The organism is Porphyromonas levii DSM 23370, assembly GCF_000379925.1.
Classification (GTDB): Bacteria; Bacteroidota; Bacteroidia; order Bacteroidales; family Porphyromonadaceae; genus Porphyromonas_A; species Porphyromonas_A levii.
In genome coordinates this window covers 16,326-35,623 of the sequence record NZ_KB904242.1, presented here as the reverse complement: position 1 = coordinate 35,623, position 19,298 = coordinate 16,326, and the positions used below count along the sequence as shown (strand labels likewise).

Annotated in this window: 15 protein-coding genes and 1 pseudogene; 10 read left to right on the top strand and 6 right to left on the bottom strand. The window is 44.8% G+C overall.

Annotation, left to right across the window (positions count from 1 at the left end; translation table 11 throughout):
- Positions 1–573 precede the first annotated feature (573 nt).
- The 3 genes from folP (at position 574) to A3GG_RS0103970 (ending at position 4,655) form a co-directional block, all read left to right on the top strand.
- Positions 574–1,425 carry a dihydropteroate synthase gene (folP, locus tag A3GG_RS0103980; protein WP_018358028.1) on the top strand — a complete coding sequence of 284 codons (852 nt, stop codon included), beginning with the start codon at positions 574–576 and terminating at the stop codon, positions 1,423–1,425.
- 68 nt (positions 1,426–1,493) lie between these two features.
- Complete coding sequence (gene cdaA / locus A3GG_RS0103975) at positions 1,494–2,315, top strand: diadenylate cyclase CdaA (protein ID WP_018358027.1); 822 nt, start codon at positions 1,494–1,496, stop codon at positions 2,313–2,315.
- A 3-nt stretch (positions 2,316–2,318) separates the two neighbouring features.
- Positions 2,319–4,655 (top strand): DUF5686 family protein, encoded by a 2,337-nt coding sequence (locus A3GG_RS0103970; protein ID WP_018358026.1) that lies wholly within the window; start codon positions 2,319–2,321, stop codon positions 4,653–4,655.
- On the opposite strand, the gene A3GG_RS0103965 is transcribed toward A3GG_RS0103970, so the two are convergent.
- The 6 genes from A3GG_RS0103965 to A3GG_RS13600 all read right to left on the bottom strand — a co-directional run bounded on the left by A3GG_RS0103965 (position 4,632) and on the right by A3GG_RS13600 (position 11,336).
- Entirely contained in the window at positions 4,632–6,365 is a 1,734-nt protein-coding gene (locus tag A3GG_RS0103965; RefSeq protein WP_240704021.1) for an OstA-like protein, read from the bottom strand. The genes A3GG_RS0103970 and A3GG_RS0103965 overlap by 24 nt on opposite strands.
- Positions 6,329–7,720, bottom strand: a complete 1,392-nt coding sequence (locus tag A3GG_RS0103960; protein WP_018358024.1) for a peptidylprolyl isomerase — start codon at positions 7,718–7,720, stop codon at positions 6,329–6,331. The genes A3GG_RS0103965 and A3GG_RS0103960 overlap by 37 nt, the downstream gene beginning before the upstream one ends.
- Before the next feature lie 13 nt (positions 7,721–7,733).
- Positions 7,734–9,437, bottom strand: a complete 1,704-nt coding sequence (locus tag A3GG_RS0103955; RefSeq protein ID WP_018358023.1) for a glutamine--tRNA ligase/YqeY domain fusion protein — start codon at positions 9,435–9,437, stop codon at positions 7,734–7,736.
- A gap of 9 nt (positions 9,438–9,446) precedes the next feature.
- Positions 9,447–10,175 carry an ABC transporter ATP-binding protein gene (locus A3GG_RS0103950; protein ID WP_018358022.1) on the bottom strand — a complete coding sequence of 243 codons (729 nt, stop codon included), beginning with the start codon at positions 10,173–10,175 and terminating at the stop codon, positions 9,447–9,449.
- Between the two features lie 2 nt (positions 10,176–10,177).
- Positions 10,178–10,921 (bottom strand): MlaE family ABC transporter permease, encoded by a 744-nt coding sequence (locus A3GG_RS0103945; RefSeq protein WP_018358021.1) that lies wholly within the window; start codon positions 10,919–10,921, stop codon positions 10,178–10,180.
- Between the two features lie 268 nt (positions 10,922–11,189).
- The gene (locus A3GG_RS13600; RefSeq protein ID WP_169333147.1) at positions 11,190–11,336 is read right to left on the bottom strand and encodes a hypothetical protein; all 147 of its coding nucleotides are present in this window, start codon (positions 11,334–11,336) and stop codon (positions 11,190–11,192) included.
- Positions 11,337–11,362: 26 nt separating this feature from the next.
- Here A3GG_RS13600 and A3GG_RS11790 point away from each other — a divergent pair.
- The 7 genes and pseudogenes from A3GG_RS11790 to A3GG_RS0103910 all read left to right on the top strand — a co-directional run.
- Positions 11,363–11,791: pseudogene (locus tag A3GG_RS11790) on the top strand (cell filamentation protein Fic); the annotation flags it as partial.
- Positions 11,792–12,620: 829 nt separating this feature from the next.
- Positions 12,621–13,544 (top strand): DUF5655 domain-containing protein, encoded by a 924-nt coding sequence (locus A3GG_RS0103935; protein ID WP_018358020.1) that lies wholly within the window; start codon positions 12,621–12,623, stop codon positions 13,542–13,544.
- A gap of 104 nt (positions 13,545–13,648) precedes the next feature.
- Positions 13,649–14,527, top strand: a complete 879-nt coding sequence (locus tag A3GG_RS0103930; RefSeq protein WP_026215605.1) for a Fic family protein — start codon at positions 13,649–13,651, stop codon at positions 14,525–14,527.
- A 130-nt stretch (positions 14,528–14,657) separates the two neighbouring features.
- Entirely contained in the window at positions 14,658–15,680 is a 1,023-nt protein-coding gene (locus A3GG_RS0103925; RefSeq protein ID WP_156808667.1) for a virulence RhuM family protein, read from the top strand.
- The gene (locus tag A3GG_RS0103920; RefSeq protein ID WP_018358017.1) at positions 15,673–15,918 is read left to right on the top strand and encodes a virulence RhuM family protein; all 246 of its coding nucleotides are present in this window, start codon (positions 15,673–15,675) and stop codon (positions 15,916–15,918) included. The genes A3GG_RS0103925 and A3GG_RS0103920 overlap by 8 nt, the downstream gene beginning before the upstream one ends.
- A 139-nt stretch (positions 15,919–16,057) precedes the next feature.
- On the top strand, positions 16,058–16,276 hold the full coding sequence (locus tag A3GG_RS0103915) for a helix-turn-helix transcriptional regulator (RefSeq protein ID WP_018358016.1): 219 nt from the start codon (positions 16,058–16,060) through the stop codon (positions 16,274–16,276).
- A 22-nt stretch (positions 16,277–16,298) separates the two neighbouring features.
- Positions 16,299–19,298, top strand: coding sequence for a type I restriction endonuclease subunit R (locus A3GG_RS0103910; RefSeq protein WP_018358015.1), 3,000 nt, complete (start codon positions 16,299–16,301; stop codon positions 19,296–19,298).

The following is a 19,298-nucleotide window of genomic DNA, read 5'->3' as shown; positions in this document are numbered from 1 at the left end:
CAAAAAGGAGAGGGAGAGGAGAGGGAAACAAACAATTGGAAACATTCAGTAGCGAGCTAACCAAATAGCCCGCTGGCAATCTCGTGTCCCAAAGTGTACCCATTTACAATAATTGTGGTATTCAGTAGCTTATAAATAGATAAAAAAGACAAAGACCAATCTCCAAAACAGCCAAACACCTCCCAAAATACAGCAAAGAGCACCCCAAAGTACCCCCAAATACTACCCCCAACAGCGCCGATCTATACTTTGCGGAATCTAGGGCGCGCAAGTAGCAAAATTTATTCCTAGGAATAAATTTATTTTTCTCTAGGAATAAAAATATTTATCTGTACAAATAAATTTATTTATCTCTAGGAATAAATTTGCCCCCTCGCCGTCTCCGAAATAGCTGCTCGCTATCGCAGGGTTTTCAGACCTATAATAAAGGTTGATTATCAAGGTAATAGCTTAGGTGTAGCGGCACCACAATGCCTCGAAATGATATAGGATAGCGGTAGACTTAGTTCGATATATCGGGAGTTTTTGGGTACATTTGTAAGAATTAAATTACTAAACTAGGGGACAGCAGATATGCAAGACGTGGTGATGAACTTTAGGGGGAAGGCTTACAACTTAACGGAGGAGCCGATGATTGTCGGTATCCTAAACCATACTCCAGACTCTTTCTACTCGGGCAGTAGGATCGCTGGCGAGCGCGCTATACACGATCGTATAGAGGAGATTATACAGGAGGGGGGCACCATGGTAGACGTGGGGGGCTATAGTAGTAGACCTGATGCGGCTGAGGTGACACCCGAGGAGGAGTGGCGCCGTGTGAGTGGTGTACTGGAGATACTGCAGAAAGACTACCCCGACATCCCTGTGAGCGTGGACACCTTTGTCGCTGAGGTGGCACGCAAGTCGGTAGAAATCGGTGGGGCTGACGTCATTAACGATGTTTCGGGCGGGCTTATCGACCCTGAGATGCTACGAACCATCGCCGAACTAAATGTACCTTATATACTGATGCATATGCGTGGTACGCCCACGACGATGCAAAGCCTTTGCGAGTACAAAGGGAATGTAGCTGATGGGGTAATAGAAGAGCTATTGGTTACGATAGAGAAGCTGAGGGAGCTGGGTGTACGCAAGGAGAATATCATGCTGGATCCAGGCTTTGGCTTCAGCAAGACCACGGAGCAAAACTACGAACTGATGAGCGACCTCGGGAAGTTTAGGGCTCTAGACTATCCTCTGTATGTAGGGATTAGTAGAAAGAGTATGATCTACCGCTATTTCGGTACCACTCCTGCCGATGCGCTCAATGGCACCACTGTGCTGAACACTTTTGCGCTACTCGAAGGAGCTCACTTCCTCCGTGTGCATGATGTCCGTGAGGCATGGGAGGCAATGAAGATGGTAAACCTACTGAAGAAGAAGTAATAAACAATGAACCGTGATGTGCGCTCCCGCCCTAAAGGGAGGGGAGCCAATCACTATCCTGAGTAAGCATGGACTGGCTGGTATTTTCGTTTAAGGACCTTTTGGATATCGTACTAGTAGGGCTACTACTCTACTACGTGTACGATGTGCTGAGGAAGAGTGGTAGTGGCACGCTCTTCGGTGGTATCATCGCACTTATCGTAATATGGGTAGTCACATCGCAACTCCTGAGGATGCGCCTATTGGGGGGTATCCTAGACGCTCTATTCAGTGTGGGTATCGTGGTGATTGTCATTATCTTCCAAGACGATATCAAGCGGTTCCTAAATGTACTGGGTAGTACTCAGAGGTGGCGTTTCTTCCGGAAGCTATTCAGGACGGACAAGGATGCCTCTACAAGCCGAGGGCAGAGCTTTATCGGAATGATCTCTTTTGCCTGTGCCAATATGGCGAGGAAAAAGACTGGAGCGCTCATAGTGATTGAGCAAGAGACGAGTTTGGAGCAATACATCCACACGGGCGAGATTATCAATGCCAAGGTCAACTCTCGCTTGATGGAGAATATATTCTTCAAGAATGCTCCTTTGCACGATGGCGCTATGATTATCCGAGACTACACGATTGTAGCTGCTGCATGTATTTTGCCAGTAGCGCAGGGGCAAGACCTTCCCAAGGAGATGGGGCTTAGGCACCGTTCGGGGCTAGGGATGTCGCAAGCAACGGATGCCAAGGTAATCATTATTAGCGAGGAGAGAGGTGAGATATCTATTGCCTACCGTGGCGAGATGATTGCCAATGTGGATACAGACCAGTTGCAGCAATTTCTCAGTCCCAACTTCATAGAGCTGAGCAAGATAGGTACAATAATCACTAAGACGGGAAGGGGATAAGCGATGAGTCGTTGGGGCATCATAATATGCGGGCTTGTGCTCCTATTTTGTTGGCAACACACCTTTGCCCAGACCCCTAACGATGAGCGCCAACCAATCATGATGCCTGTGCTCACGGTCATAGGCGACAAAGCTAAGTACCAAGAGGATAATCCTGCTGTAGCTCTTATAGAGAGGGTTTCAGAGCTTGAGCGTCAACGGCGCAAGTACCAGAGCAACCACAGCTACCAGCAAGTAGATCAACTATCGCTCTCGCTGGCGGGTATGGATAAGTGGGAGACGGTTCTCTCGAAGGTAGCACCTTTCTTCGGGCAATACCTGAGCTACTCCAAGATGGATGGCTCGGCAGTGTTGCCTCTCTCAAAGAGGGTGAAGGTGACTCTCAAGGGCTATAACGCCAAGCAGGGTAAGACCAATGAGGCTGTGGTCTATAGCAACCTAATGGGTATTGATCAAAACTTCAATGATGGCACCAATACGATAAGGCTAGAGGAGCTTCTGCCCGAGCTAGACCTCTTCGACCCTAAGGTGAGGATGCTACAGACGGAGTTCCCTACACCTCTAGGCGCTAAGGCGAGGCAGAACTATCGTTTCTACCTAACCGATACCATTATTGCGCATGGCAAGATAGCGCAGATCGTAGAATTTATCCCAAGAAATCCACATGCCCCGAGCTTTACAGGACGGCTACAGATAGCCTCTGGAGAGGAGCCTCATCTACTACAGGCGGTATTGGTATTCCCCAAGATGACCAATGTCAACTTCGTGGAACAGCTACAGGTACAGCAGTGGTACGGAGAGCAAAATGGGCATTGGCACTTGGTAGAAGAGCGTTTGACTGCAGATATGAAGCTATTCCTAAAGATGTTCTCAGCCTATGTGGAGCACAATAGGAAGTACAGTGATTACGAGTACGAGCAACCGGATAGCACACTCGTCTACGCCTTGAAACAGTACCAAGACCTCACTAATGATGAGCGGTCTCAGTTGCTGATGTCCCAACTTAAGGCGAAGAAACTGATTGCTACCGATGAGGGCTTGCGCCACTTTATGGATGAGTTTAGGAAGCTATCGTGGCAACGCTTTGTGCTAGAGGTAGCGGATATGATAGGGCTTAACTATCTACGTACGGGGTGGGACTATAGCAAGGTGTATGGTGGAAGCCACTTCGATATTGGTCCTATCGATGAGATGGTGTATTACAATGGAGTGGAGGGACTCAGGCTCACGCTCGGGGGGAGAACCACAGGCTTCTTCTCTCGGATGCACTTTATAGAAGGCTATGCAGCGTATGGCTTTAGAGATGAGCGGTGGAAGTATGGTATCACCTATACCCACTCCTTCCACCCGAAGCGCTACTTCAAAGAAGAGTACCCTAGGCACGAGATTTCGCTTAACCATAAGTATGACCTCAATGTACCAGGGCAGGTGATTGAGAATACCGATCGCACCAATATCCTCTACGATGTGGGGGTCTCTTACCTCGCCTCTCGGTCGTATAGGAAGACCTACTCTATACGGTACCTTAATGATTTCAGCCCAGACCTATCACTCAATGTGTATGCCAACTACTTCCAAGATAAACCTCAGGGTAATCTGGAGTATGTGAGGATTAATGGGGATGGTTCGATACAGAAGCTGTCGGAGATACGGGACGCCGTGGTGGGTGTAGAGCTTCGGTGGTCGCCAAGTGAGAGGATATTTGAGGGCTCTATGCAGAGGCACCACCACGACTCTAGGATACAGCGAGAAGTGCCTGTGTATAGGCTTAAGCACGAATGGGCTTCAAAGCAATTTGGAGGCGACTATAATAGGCAGCGCACGGAGCTGAGTATGGAACAAAGACTATGGATGGGGAAGTGGGGAAGGTTGGACTACCAGCTCAGCATAGGTAAGATATGGAGCGCTGTGCCTTACCCTATCCTCTATACGCCACCAACTAATAGCGATATATTGCATAGGAATAATTCGTTTAACCTCCTCAACCCTCTAGAGTTTGTGGCTGATGAATGGGGAACTGCCTTTCTTGAGTATCACATGAGAGGGTTGGTATTTGACCGCATCCCATGGGTAAAGCATCTGGGACTAAGGGGTGTGTTGACTGCCAACATGATGTACGGCAATCTGACCAAGAAGAATAGGCAAGAGGGAGGTGAGGAGCTGTTCTTGCTCCCGACCCACTCGCAGGAGATGAGTAAGGACTTCTATGGAGAGGTAGGGTTCGGTCTGGAGAATATTTTCAGGGCACTTAGGGTGGATGTCTATAGAAGATTAACCCCACTTACCTCTTTTTCAAGAGGTCAGTGGGGTGTAAAACTAGGGTTTAGCCTTAACTTCTAGTGGAGGTGCTTCGGCTGCTGCTTCGGCTACCGATGCCCTGGGTGCTAATTCCGAAGGAGGCGCTTCTGCCTGAGGTTGTTGTCCATCAGCCGGCTGTGAAGTATTGACATTGGGCTTAGGGGTAGTGCGGAAGATATCTAAGAAACTAGTAGGACGCCCTTCGGGAAACCACACGAATCCAGGGTAGAAGAGCTGACTATGATCCAATAAGATTATAGGAGTCATGGTACCTACGGTACGGTCGAGTAGTTTGATAAGCGATATCTCTTCTTTCTCGAACTGCATCAGGATAGCACTACTCTGCGACTTGATATGCTCGGTTGGTACACTATCTTGGTTTAGACTGTAGTAGATGACCTCAGCGTTACCCCGAGTCCATACAGAGTCAAGCTTGTTATCGGAGAAGTAGGCGAGGACTTCTCGCCCACGCATCTGATTGTAGTGTTCTTTATCATCTACCTTATTGGACAGGTAGGCATTTTCGCGGATATGGGCATAGTCTACAGCACCATTCTTAATATAGATAGAGAGACTATCACCCGTTACCTGAGACTTGCCACTCCATACAAATGGATGCCCTACCCAGTGCATCACTGAATCGGCAGAATAATAGAGGATAGAATCCGATACCGCTTGCATATCTTCACGATAGAGACGCGCATTCCCTCGTCCCTTAATCAGGTTAGAGACGCTATCGACCTTAATCATCTCTAATATGTGAGCATGGACGTATAGAGTGTCTTCGCCAGAATACTCAGCCATATACGCACTGTCGGTAGCATAGCCATAAGATGTCTCTTCGTGGTATTCGGCATAATTGCCCCTGAGCGCTACCTGATCAGCGGTATCCTTCATATTGATGTGCCCATATATTTCCGCCCTTTGCGCACCACGGTCATAGAAGATAGAGTCTCCCGTCATCCAGCGAGTGCCCGACTCTATTACGGGGCCATTCATAAGGTAGGCAAGATCATTAGCAGTATCATAAGTACCTCGCGAGGTGAGTATTACCCCGCTATCGCCTACAATACGAGAAGGGCTTGTGATATTGGCTAGCTTAGTCTCGGTATCGTAATGGAGGATATCGGTATAGAGCTTGAAGTTGGGGTTATCCAGTACTACCTCGTCCTGGAATACCGCTTTCTTCGTTTTGGTGTCGTACTCTCCGTAGATGGAGCTCAGGACATTTAGCGTATCGGTGATAGAGCCCGAATCGAAGTAGTACCCTAGTCCAGAGACTCTATCATAATCGAGGCTATCGGTGTATAGGGTATTGTCGCCATGCTTCATCACTACGAACTCCCTCAGTCGGGATACCATGGTGGTGCCGTCGTAGTCGATATAGTTGCAGGTAATCTCCAAAGAGTCGCCCTGTACGATACGGACATTGTTGTAGCCTTCAAACCTATTCTGCTCTTGGAATAGCTTAGCGCTATCACAGTACATATAGGCGTTGTTGTGCCGGAGCACGACATTACCCACAAGCAATTGCGCTTGGCTATCGATAGCTTGGTCGAACCTCCATACGTCTACATTCTCTATGAAGATACGCTCCTTGCCATTGGCAGTTTTCTTAGTAGCGGTATCCACGGCAAAGGGGTTGGCTACAGAGGTAACCAACCCTTTGCTATTCATAGCACGAGTAACGAAGATGGTGAATAGTAGTCCTAAGACTACTCCGCCAACCACCCGGGGTACTGAAACTTGCATTGGCGATACTCAGGACTAATACTTACGTAAGTGGTCTTCTGTTTCTTCTGTATCCACTCATTGAGCGTGTCGTTCTGCTTCTTTTGGAGCACGATGTTTTTGATAATCTGATAGTCATCCACAACATTGGCTCGGTGACCTGGCGCACGGCGCTTTAGTAGCACAAGTGCCACTACAGTATTCTTATTCTTGTCCAACATGGTGAATGGCTGTGACACCTCGCCTTCCTGCAGCTTGGCAATCTGAGCAGAGACTTCCTGTGGAAGGTCCTCCATCGTAAAGCGCGAAGTACCGTAGTACTGGCTCTGTTCATTGGTATTGACCATCTGTCCATTACCTAGGCGGGTGTCCTCATCGTAAGAGTACATACGGGCAGCGACATCGAAAGGCAGGCTATCCACACTTATGAGATGAGCGATAGAGTCCATTCTACTGGTAGTAGCGATAAGGTCGTCATTAGCCACCTTAGGTCGAAGCATGATATGGCGGACATTAACTTGGTCGCCACGCTTATCTATCAATTGCATGATATGATAGCCCTTTGCCGTCTTCACGATACGCGACACTTTGTCCTTATTCTGCAAACCAAAGGCAACATTGGCAAACTCTGGCTCTAGTTCCGAGCGTCCAACAAAGCCAATCTCACCGCCCTTAAGTGCGGTATTGCTATCTTCCGAGTAGATACGCGCAAGTGTCTCGAACGACATCTCACCCTTATTTACCTTCTCGGTATACTCGATGAGTTGCTGCTTCACACGATCCACCTCGCTCAGAGGCACATTAGGCAGCTGGGTCACTATCTGTACCTCCACTGTCTGTGGCATAAAGGGCAGGCTATCCTTATTCACCGTGTCATAGAAACGGTTGACCTCCGATGGCGCCACCTGGATATCCCCCACCAGCTTCTGCCTCATCTGCATCACTACAGACTCCTCCGACACCACCTTCCGACGGTCGGCACGTATCTGCGCCATATTGAGCCCCAGATACTCCTCTACCTTCTCACGGCTACCGAGTTCATTAGTGACCATCTCTATCCATTGGTTCACCGCCTGGTTCACCATCGCTTCATTAGGATAGATACTATCTATCTGAGCTTGGTTCAGAAATAGCTTCTGTATCGCCATCTGCTCGGGAATAAGGCAACGTGCATCCCCTTCGAAGTGCTGCCCCATAGACTCGTAGTACAGTCTCTGACGCTCAATATCGGAGAGTAAGATCGCCTCATCGCCCACAATCCACGCCACCTCGTCGATGACGCCCGAGCGGTTCTTTGTCTGTGCCGACGCCTCTGGCGAACCTAGCCCGAGGAGTATCGCCACAGCGATTATCCCTAGTATTAGTTTATTCTTCATATCCTTCTATGTATTACTTATTCTTCTCCTTTGCCCAAGTATCGCGCAGACCTACAGTCTGATTAAATACGAGCTTATCCTTGGTCGAATCTTTGTCGCAAGCGAAATAGCCCTTACGTACAAATTGGAAGTGATCCTCAGGCTGAGCATCCCTTAGCCACTCCTCGGCATAAGCCGTTGGGATAATCACCTCACTATTGGGATTGAGGAGGTCTGCCAAGTCCTCAGCATCTGCCGATGCAGGGTCTTCCGCCATAAATAGGCGGTCATACATCCTCAGCTCCACTGGTAGCGCATGCTCAGTGCTCACCCAGTGGATGGTTCCCTTCACCTTACGATTGGCATTGACCATACCGGTCTTGCTCTCCATATCACAGGTAGCATATACCTCTACTACATTGCCCTCCTCATCCTTCTTGCATCCTGTGCACTGGATGATATAGGCACCACGCAGACGCACCTCCTGCCCAGGGGTAAGGCGGAAGTACTTCTTAGGAGCATCCTCCATAAAGTCCTCACGCTCTATCCATAGCTCACGGGTAAAGGCAATCTCGTGCTTCTCCACCGCCTCAGCTTCAGGATTATTCACTACCGACATCATCTCCACCTGTCCCTCGGGATAATTGGTAATCACGAGCTTCACGGGATCCATCACCACTGCTGCTCGGTTCGATACCTTATTGAGATCCTCCCTAGCAGCACTTTCTAGCATAGCCATATCTATCGTACCATCGTACTTGGTATAGCCAATCATATCTACGAAGTTGCGGATACTCCTAGGGGTATAACCTCTACGACGCAACCCTACCAGCGTAGGCATACGAGGGTCGTCCCATCCATGTACCAGACCTCTCCTCACCAGTTCCATAAGCTTGCGCTTACTCATCATAGTGTAGGTGAGATTGAGGCGGTTGAACTCATACTGATGAGGTCTATATTCATCCGCCTTGAGAAGCTCTACAAAATAATCATACAACGGACGGTGCACCACAAACTCCAGCGTACAGATAGAGTGTGTAACCCCCTCGAAGTAATCGCTCTGACCATGGGCGAAGTCATACATAGGGTATACACTCCAGTCCCTGCCCGTACGGTGGTGAGGGTGGTGAATAATTCGATAGATAATAGGATCGCGGAAGTGCATATTGGAGTGCCCCATATCTATCTTGGCACGCAATACCATAGCGCCCTCAGCAATCTCGCCATGGCGCATCTTCTCGAATAGCTCTAAGCTCTCACTTATCGGACGATTGCGGTAAGGGCTATCCTCACCTGGCTGAGTAGGAGTACCCTTCTGCGCTGCTATCTGCTCCGAACTCTGCTCATCGACATAGGCACGACCCTCCTTTATCAGGCGTACAGCGAAGTCATAAAGCTGCTGGAAGTAGTCCGAAGCATAATATACACTACCCCACTCAAATCCCAACCACTTGATATCCGCCTCTATTGCATCGACATACTCCGTATCCTCCTTCACAGGATTGGTATCGTCAAAACGGAGATTACAGACACCGTTGTACTTCTGAGCGATACCAAAGTCTATACAAACCGCCTTGGCGTGCCCGATATGCAAGTATCCGTTAGGTTCGGGTGGGAAGCGAGTCTGAATACGCCCATCATTTAAGCCATTGCGTAGATCCTCCTCCACTATCTGCTCTATAAAATTAAGTGACTTCTCTTGTGCCACTTCACCGACACCCTTTACTTCCTTCTCCATATATATACTTTACAATTTGCTGATAAAGACGAAGTTCTTCAATACCTCGTCTCCTGAATTTTCAATCTCTGTACCTTTCCCTTCCCACCATATATTACCGCCATTCACGAATAGCACATGATCGCCAATATTAGCTACCGAGTTCATGTCATGCGTATTCACAATCGTCGTTATCATACCCTCCCGAGTAATCTCCTTAAGCAATTGGTCGATGAGCTTCGAGGTCTCAGGATCTAGTCCACTCGAAGGCTCGTCACAAAATAGGTACTTAGGCCCAAGGGCAATAGCACGCGCAATAGCTACCCTCTTCTTCATACCTCCGCTTATCTCCCCAGGATACTTGTAGCGAGCGTCATAGAGCTGCACCCGCCTTAGGCACTCTTTCGCTCTATCTAGCCTCATGCCCCGCTTCATCATGGAAAACATATCGAGCGGATAGAGCACATTCTCAAAGACATTCATGCTATCAAAGAGCGCTGAGTTCTGAAAGAGCATGCCCACCTCTTGCCTCAGCTTACGGGTCTCCCGTGGCGACATCTGGTGTAGGTCCCTACCATCATAGAGCACCTCGCCACTTGTAGGGGTCTCGAGCCCCACCACGCACTTCATCAATACCGTTTTCCCTACACCCGACTTGCCAATGATAAGAGAGCACTCCCCAGGCTTGAAGGTCGTATTCACCCCCTTCAGCACCTCTTTTTCCCCGAAACTCTTATGCAGATTATGTACCTCTATCATACCTATACGAGCATTAATTGGGTGAGTACTAAGTCTACTACTAGGATAGCCGCATTGCTCATCACCACCGCCTGAGTGCTCGCACGCCCTACCTCTAGCGCTCCACCTTTCACGAAGTAGCCGAAATAGGAAGCCAGAGAGGATATGAAGAAGACATATACCACACTCTTCACGATAGAGTAAAACACATTGTAGGGCTTAAATGTGAGCTGCAATCCTGCCTCGAACTCACTGATAGGGATATTGGGCGATACAAGACAAGCGAGATAGCCACCCCCTATCCCCACCATGATACTTATCAATACGAGGATGGGCACAAAGAGCATCATCCCCACAATCTTGGGGAGGATCACATAGTTCGCAGCATTTACCCCCATGATATCCATGGCATCTAGCTGTTCCGTGATACGCATTGTGCCTATCTGGCTAGCGATACTACTTCCACATTTGCCGGCAAGTATCATGCACATAATCGTACTCGAGAATTCTAGAATCACGATCTCACGAGCGGCATAACCTATAGTAAACTTTGGAATCAAAGGGTGGCTCATATTGATACCTAACTGCATCGTCAGTACGGCACCGATAAAAAAGGAGACAAGAAATACAATCCAGATAGAGCCAACCCCTTGGACATAAATCTCACGCACAAGCTCCCGAGAGAACATACGCATACGCTGGGGACGCTTAAATACCTCCCCGAGCAACGCCACATACTTTCCTATGCTTTCGAGTACTGCACCCATCTATCTCCTACATTATTATATAATATCCACAAAGATACAAATTTAGCTACAAGTAGCAAGAGGGCGCCCACTAGCTCTTCTAGCGCTCCAACAATGCCCCTCGCCCTTCCATAAAACGCTAGTTGCCATCGGACACAAATTGTCTCGCCATAGTATGCAAATTTATTCCTAGGAATAAATAAATTTATTTGTACAGATAAATATTTTTATTCCTAGGAATAAATTTCTCTGCTCGCGCGAGCCAAAGAAAGCGCTCGCCTGAGTAAAATTAGGGCATATAGGAGAAGAGCTTTGTCGGTGGTATTGATGAGGTCAAGAAGGGCAGAATGAAGCCTTTTGCTCTAAGGATGACTGGGCACAATAGGAACAACTGCCATTTCTTGCCGATATCGGCAAGAAATGGATGTCTTTGCATAAGATTAGTATTGGACGATGGTGTATATGGAATTTATCTCTGTAAAGGATTATGCTGCTGCTCATGGTTTGGCCGAAAGAACTGTAAGTAACTATTGTGTTCAAGGCAAGATTATGGGGGCTCAATTGATTGGTAAGACATGGAGTATCCCTGCTGATGCTCTATTGCCACTACGTAAAACGAAGAAGGCTTCTCCCCTTTTGGAAGCTTTACGTGAGCAGATGGATACAAAGCTCAAAGGTGGTATATACCATCGTACACAAATAGACTTGACATACAACTCTAATCATATAGAGGGGAGTCGACTTACAAAAGAGCAAACACGCTATATCTTTGAGACCAATACGATAGGGCTTACTGATGAAGCAATTAGGGTAGATGATGTTATTGAAACAACTAATCATTTCCGTTGTATTGATTACGTTATTCAGAATATCGATACCCCATTTTTCGAAACTTTCAAAGGTCTCATCAGAGGCTACTCACCTTTCTGGATCAGAGAAAGGCTACTTCCTGGGATAGTATCGCTATAAAGATTACAAACGAGTGTTTCGGGTAAAACAAAAGGCACTCAAGATGAGTGCCTTAGTGATATTTTGTGATGGTTGGGAATCATTACCTATTTTCCGATAGCTCAATCGCGAGCCACGCAGTATATTCGTTGACTCCCAGAGTGTCTCCTCAATACTCTTTTGCTTTTTAATTTGGCTTTTCGCCATATTAATAACTCAATCATTTTTCTCTCCTTATTACAAAAGTACAATAGACAATAATTTTCTCAAATTTACTAAATTCCCACCAGTCATAATAGGAATTCTGATCTATAAACTCTTTTGTCTTCTTGCTAGTATTATATAAAATAAAGAATTAAAGTTTATTCTAGATTATTGTATACAAGACGTTATTAATTATATTGTTATTAGCTAGTATTGAAGTAGATACAAAAGGAGGGAAATGACGGGAAAGTGGTATATTTGCAAGCGGGCAGGTGTGCCGTACTTTTTTTTGTGGAGAAAGTGTAATGCGTTGGTTTTCAATAGTGGCACAATTTTCCGACAAAGTTGAATGGTAGAAATAGGGGTACATTTCGGGTACAAAAAGCGGGTGCGGTACAAGTGCGATGTGCTTGTCTTGCAGAAGTCTGCATTTGTGGGGCGTTGGTGAAAAGTCTCCGTGTACCGATTAAAACGTTAAGAGACTGATTGTCTGATAGGTGAATAGAGTGCATCGGAATATAATGGACGGATTACGCAGTATAATATGAACTTTTAATTGGGAGAAAATATGTCAACATATAAGATATTCAATGAGCAACTTACTCTTATAAAAGAGAAGCCGTTTAAGCTAGAGAAAGAAATTCAAAACATAGTTGAAAAGAACCTTCAAGAATTGCTGGGGCTTGATTTTATCAAAACTGAATTTTCCATTGGTTCTTTCCGTATTGATTCTTTGGCGTTTGACTTGGAGAAAAAGTCTTTCGTAATATTAGAGTACAAAAGGGATAAGAATTTTAGTGTAATCGACCAAGGTTATGCTTACTTATCTTTGATGTTGAATAACAAGGCGGAATTCATTTTGGAGTATAACGAATCAAAGTCTAGTACACTCAAACGAAATGATGTGGATTGGTCTCAGTCAAAAGTGTTGTTTATTTCCCCTAATTTTACAACGTATCAAAAAGAAGCAATTAATTTTAAGGATTTGCCTATTGAGCTATGGGAAATCAAACGCTTTACAAATGATACTCTTTCGTTTGAACAGATTGTGAATCGTTCAAGCAAAGAAAGTATTAAAACCGTCTCAAATAGCGAGACAATAACAACCGTAAGTAAGGAGATAAAAGTGTATAGCGAACAGGATCATCTAGAGAATGTTGAAGATGACTTTCTTAATATGTACGCTGAAATTAAGGAATTCTTGCTGTCTTTTGGAGAAGATATTACTATATATCCTAAAAAGAAGACTATTGGTTTCAAGATTGGTGGAAAGGTGTTTTGTGATATTGTTATGCAAAACAAGGGCATAAGGCTATTTCTAAATGCCAAAAAAGGAACACTTAAAGATCCTGAAGGTATTACTCGTGATGTATCAGAAGTTGGACATTGGGGAAATGGAGCTTATGAAGTTCGTTTTCCATTGAAAAACGATGTTGAAATTGATTATGTATTTAATCTATTGCGTCAGACAATAAATAAAAATAAAGAATAAATATATGGCTTCCCCCAATACTAAAAAATGCACGCAATATTTCTTGCCGATAACGGCAAGAAAGGGGTGTATTTGCATTGGAATAGTACTAAGCGATGGTGGATATGGAATTTATCTCTGTGAAGGAATATTCTGCAGCTCATGGTTTAGCAGAAAGGACAGTCAGAAACTATTGTGTCCAAGGAAAGATTGCTGGGGCTCAATTGATCGGCAAGACATGGAGTATCCCTGCGGATGCTCCTTTGCCACAAAGGAAGAAGTCTAAGGCTTCGCCCCTTTTGGATGCTTTACGTGAACAGATGGAAAGCAGGCTCAAAGGAGGCATATACCACCGTACACAAATTGACTTGACCTACAACTCCAATCATATAGAGGGGAGCCGTCTTACCAAAGAGCAAACACGCTATATCTTTGAGACCAATACGATCGGTGTTACTGACGAGGTCATTAAGGTCGATGATATAATTGAGACCACCAACCATTTCCGCTGTATTGACTTCATCATTGAGCATGCTGATGAGCCATTGACTGAAAGCATGATAAAGAAATTACACTCGCTTCTCAAGATTGGTACTACAGATGCAAGTCGGTCGTGGTTTGCCGTCGGTGATTATAAACGTCTGCCCAATGAATTGGGCGGAAAAGAGGCTGTTGCCCCTGAAGAGGTGGTCTCTGCTATTCAAGGACTACTCAAAGAATATAAGAGCAAAGAAATAGCGTTTGAAGATATTCTTGACTTCCACTATCAGTTTGAAGCTATCCACCCTTTTCAAGATGGTAATGGTAGAGTAGGGCGCTTGATAATGTTCAAGGAGTGCTTAGCTCATGGCATAGTCCCCTTTATCATCACAGACGAACTCAAGATGTTTTACTACCGTGGCTTGGATCTATGGGAACAGACACCAGGCTACCTCATCGATACCTGCCTTACTGCCCAAGACCAATACAAAGCACTCCTCGACTACTTCCGTATCAAGTATTAACCTGCCTTTTCTCAGCTAAGTTTCTTCCATAATCAACTGCAAGTAGTGTGAATTGGGTATATTTGTGAAGGATGAGGAGTGTAGATAAGTTTATAGTACAATGCTATTGTGGAGGGAAGGAACTAATACCATGATGCAGGCGGAAGAGAATCAGATTATCATATACAATACTGATGATGGCAAAGCAAGAGTAACTCTTTATGCTAAGGATGGCAATATCTGGATGAACCAAAACCAGATGGCAGAACTTTTTGCCACCTCTGTTCCCAATATCAGTATGCATATATCTAATATACTGAAAGAAGGAGAGTTGGCAGAAGATTCAGTTGTTAAGGATTACTTAACAACTGCCTCAGACGGGAAGAATTATCAGGTAACTTTCTACGCCCTTGATATGGTATTAGCCATAGGATTCCGAGTGCGGAGCAAGAGGGGCACGCAATTTAGGAGATGGGCAAATCACAACCTTAAGGAGTATATGATTAAGGGGTTTGTCATGGATGACGACCGCTTAAAGAATCCTGATGGAAGACCAGACTATTTTGATGAACTTCTTGAGCGGATACGTGATATTCGTGCTAGTGAAAAGCGTTTTTATCAAAAGGTTAGGGACTTGCTCGCATTGAGTAGCGACTACGATAAGAGTGACAAGTCAACGCAGAAGTTCGTCGCAGAAACTCAGAATAAACTCCTTTATGCAGTTACTCAGCAAACGGCTGCTGAAATAGTTGTGAGTCGTGCGGATGCCAACGCACCCAATATGGCTCTAACTTCTTGGAAAGGCTCTGTGGTCAGAAAGCAAGATATATACACCGCTAAGAACTACCTAAAGCAGGAGGAGATAGAGACCCTAAATCAGCTCACAGTGCTCTTCTTGGATTCTGCAGAATTAAGGGTGAAAGAGCGAAAAGACCTGACTTTAGACTATTGGCGGAATAATGTTGATGCCCTCTTGAGTTTCCAAAATAAAGACCTTCTCAAAGGTAGTGGTGCCGTTTCCAATGCCCAGATGAAAGCCAAAGTAGATCAAGAGTACGAAGCATTTAATCTCCGCCGTAAAGAACTGGCTCTAATGGAAGAAGAACAAAGAGAACTGACGGAACTTCGGCAAATAGAGCAAAGTATCGCAAAAAGACCCCAATCAGATGAATAAAGGCGAAGTAATCATATATAGAAGTGCTGATGGACTTGCGGAGCTATCGGTTCAGCTTGAAGACGATACTGTTTGGCTGTCCCTCAACCAGATGGCGGATCTATTTGACCGAGACAAGTCAACAATTTCAAGGCATATAAAAAACATCTTTGCAGAGGGAGAGCTAGTTGAAAGTTCAACTGTTGCAAAATTTGCAACAACTGCCAAATTCATATGTACCTATTTGGTGCATTTCTAATAGTATAACACTAGAAAAGTATTAATATACTCCCTATTGGGTATAATTTAATCTTTCTTTTGCGTTTTATCCCCGAAAGGGGGTATGATTGAGTATTTCTTATTATATTTGCTATTGATAAGGTATAAATTAACTCAGTATGGAAGCAAGGACAATCATAGCACAGTATGTAAAAAAGATGCGTAAGAAATATAGATTGACACAGGTGGACCTCTCCGAAAAAGCAGGAGTTGGGCTACGCTTTGTGCGTGAACTGGAGCAGGGTAAAACTACGCTTCGCCTTGATAAGGTCAATAAAGTATTCGAACTCTTCGGTTCGGAATGTGGTCCTGTACCAATGGAACGAGATGAGAAATAGTAATCGTCAACAATAGACTCAGATGCAGATGTATACGGTAGCCGAACAGCAAATAGAGGAAAGATTAATTAAGCGCCTCGTAAGCCTTAAATATATTCATCGGTCAGATATCAAAGATCGGGCAACTTTGGAAGCCAATTTTCGTAAGAAGTTTGAGCAACTCAATGGCGTCATACTGACAGATCGGGAGTTTGAGCGCCTTCTTTCTGAGATTATTCCTGCCACGCCGGATGTGTATGAGTCTTCTCGGTTGCTGCGTGAACGCAATCTTTTCTTGAGAGAGGATGGCACCCCTTTGTACTACACCCTTGTCAATATCAAAGATTGGTGCAGGAATGACTATGAAGTAATCAATCAGTTACGCATCAATACACATAGCAGTCATCATCGCTATGATGTTATAATCCTTATCAATGGGCTTCCTCTTGTACAAATAGAATTGAAGGCTCATAAAGTATCACCTCGAACGGCGATACAGCAGATTGTCAATTATAAAAATGATGTGGGAAATGGCTATGCCAATACCCTGCTTGCATTCATGCAGTTATTTATCGTGAGTAATGAGGCAGAAACGAGTTACTTCGCCAATAATAATGCTAAGGAATTCCGATTTGATGCTAAAGAACAATATTTGCCGATATACCATTTAGCAGATGAGAATAATCACAAAATAATGCACCTGCACAGTTTTGCGACAAGAATGCTTGCGAAATGTACTTTGGGAGAACTCATCAGTCGATACATGGTACTAGTCGCAAGCGAACGTAAGCTTCTAATCATGCGTCCGTACCAAATTTATGCAGTCCAAGCCATTGTCAAGTGTATTGAGGAAAATCGTGGTAACGGATATATCTGGCATACTACAGGATCAGGTAAAACGCTTACCTCATTTAAGGCATCTACTATTCTTAAAGACAATCCTAATATAGAGAAATGCCTTTTTGTCGTGGATAGAAAGGATTTAGATCGTCAAACGCGAGATGAATTCAATAAGTTTCAGCAGGGGTGTGTTGAGGAGAATACGAATACAGAGACACTTGTAAAAAGGCTGGAATCTTCGGACTATGCGGATAAGGTTATAGTAACAACCATACAGAAGTTAGGCATAGCCCTTGACCCTAAAAATAAGAGGAACTATCAAGAGCGTCTTAAGCCTCTTTCTGATAAACGGATTGTTTTCATCTTTGACGAATGCCATAGATCTCAGTTTGGAGAGAATCATAAAGCGATCAAAGCCTTTTTCCCGAAAGCACAACTCTTTGGTTTTACGGGAACACCGATATTTGGAGAGAATGCAGTGCAAGTCAAAATTGAAGGTCAAGAGGCTTCTAAGCTAACAACAGAAGATGTCTTTCAGAAGCTTCTACACTCCTATACGATCACGAATGCCATTGAGGATAAGAATGTTTTGCGATTTAACGTAGACTACTATCGACCCAATGATCAGTCAAATGGTACTTATGGACAAGTGACCAAGAAGGCAGTTATCGAAGAAATTCTTGCCAAGCATGATGCCATATCTTTTTTTAGACGCTTCAACGCCATTTTTGCAACGAGTAGTATCAATGATGCTATTGAGTACTATCAGTTATTTAAGGAGGTACAAGATGAACATTGGGCAAAGAATCCTGACTTTGTGCCTCTGAACATCGCTTGCGTGTTCTCTCCGCCCGCTGAGGGGAATAAAGATGTGGAGCAATTGCAAGAGGACTTAGAGCAAGAAAAAGCAGATAATTTGGTCGATCCAAATAGTAAAAAAGCAGCCTTAGAGGGGATTATTTCGGACTATAATGAGCGTTATGGCGTTGCACACAGTATTTCTGAATTTGATGCCTATTACCAAGATGTACAGAAGCGCATCAAAGATCAAAAATGGAGTGAATATCCCCGTGACCAGAAGATAGATGTAACTATCGTCGTGGATATGCTCCTAACGGGCTTTGACTCCAAATACCTGGGCATCCTCTACGTTGATAAAGAACTCAAATATCATGGTCTTATTCAGGCTTTTTCTCGTACTAATCGCATACTAAATGAGACCAAAAAATTTGGGAAGATACTGGATTTTCGCTCTCAGATGTCGTCTGTAGACGATGCTGTTCGTCTATTTTCTGGTCTTAAAGAGGAGATGCCGGATCCTACTATATGGCTTGTCGAACCGGCTCACGAGGTCGTTGTAAAGTACGAACAAGCGATTGATAACCTCACTCAGTTTATGGAATCCAAGGGATTAGACCCGAAACCGGAAGAGGTGGCTAATTTATTAGGAGATACCGCTAAGGCTGAGTTTGTAGACTACTTTAAGGAGGTTCAAAGACTGAGCAATCAACTTGGGCAATACATCTACATAGACCCCGAGGATCAAGAGAAGATAGAGAGTTTGTTGCCTAAGGAGGATTTGAATGCTTTTAGGACAGCTTACCTTGAGACTGCTCGTACCCTTCGTGAAAATCAGAAAGATCCGTCATCCGATTATGCACCCAATACCGGTGATGGGGTTAATCCGGAGGATATAGACTTTGAGTTTGTCCTTTTCTCCTCTGCTATGATCGACTATGATTATATCATGGGGCTGATTTCTCGCTTTACTAATCAAACTCCAAGCCAGCAAGAACTCACAAAAGAAGAGCTGGTTCGTTTGGTGGCTTCGCACAGTAATCTGATGGAAGAACAGGAGGATATTCTCGACTATATAAATCAATTAGAGGTTGTTAATGGTCTTACTGTGAATGAGGTTAGCGAAAGCTATCAGCAGTTCAAAAATCGGAAGATGAGACGACGCATCGAAGAGATTGCCCTGCGGTATGGAATTATTCCGGAAACCCTTAATTCATTCATCCAATCAGTTTTAGACCGAATGATTTTTGACGCCGAACAGCTTTCAGAACTATTTAGAGAACAGGATTTAGGCTGGAAGCAACGCGTACAGCAAGAAAAAGCATTGGTCTCTGATCTACTTCCTCTATTCTCCTTATTGGCAAAAGGGCAAAATATATCAGGGCTCTCTGCTTATAAATCCTAA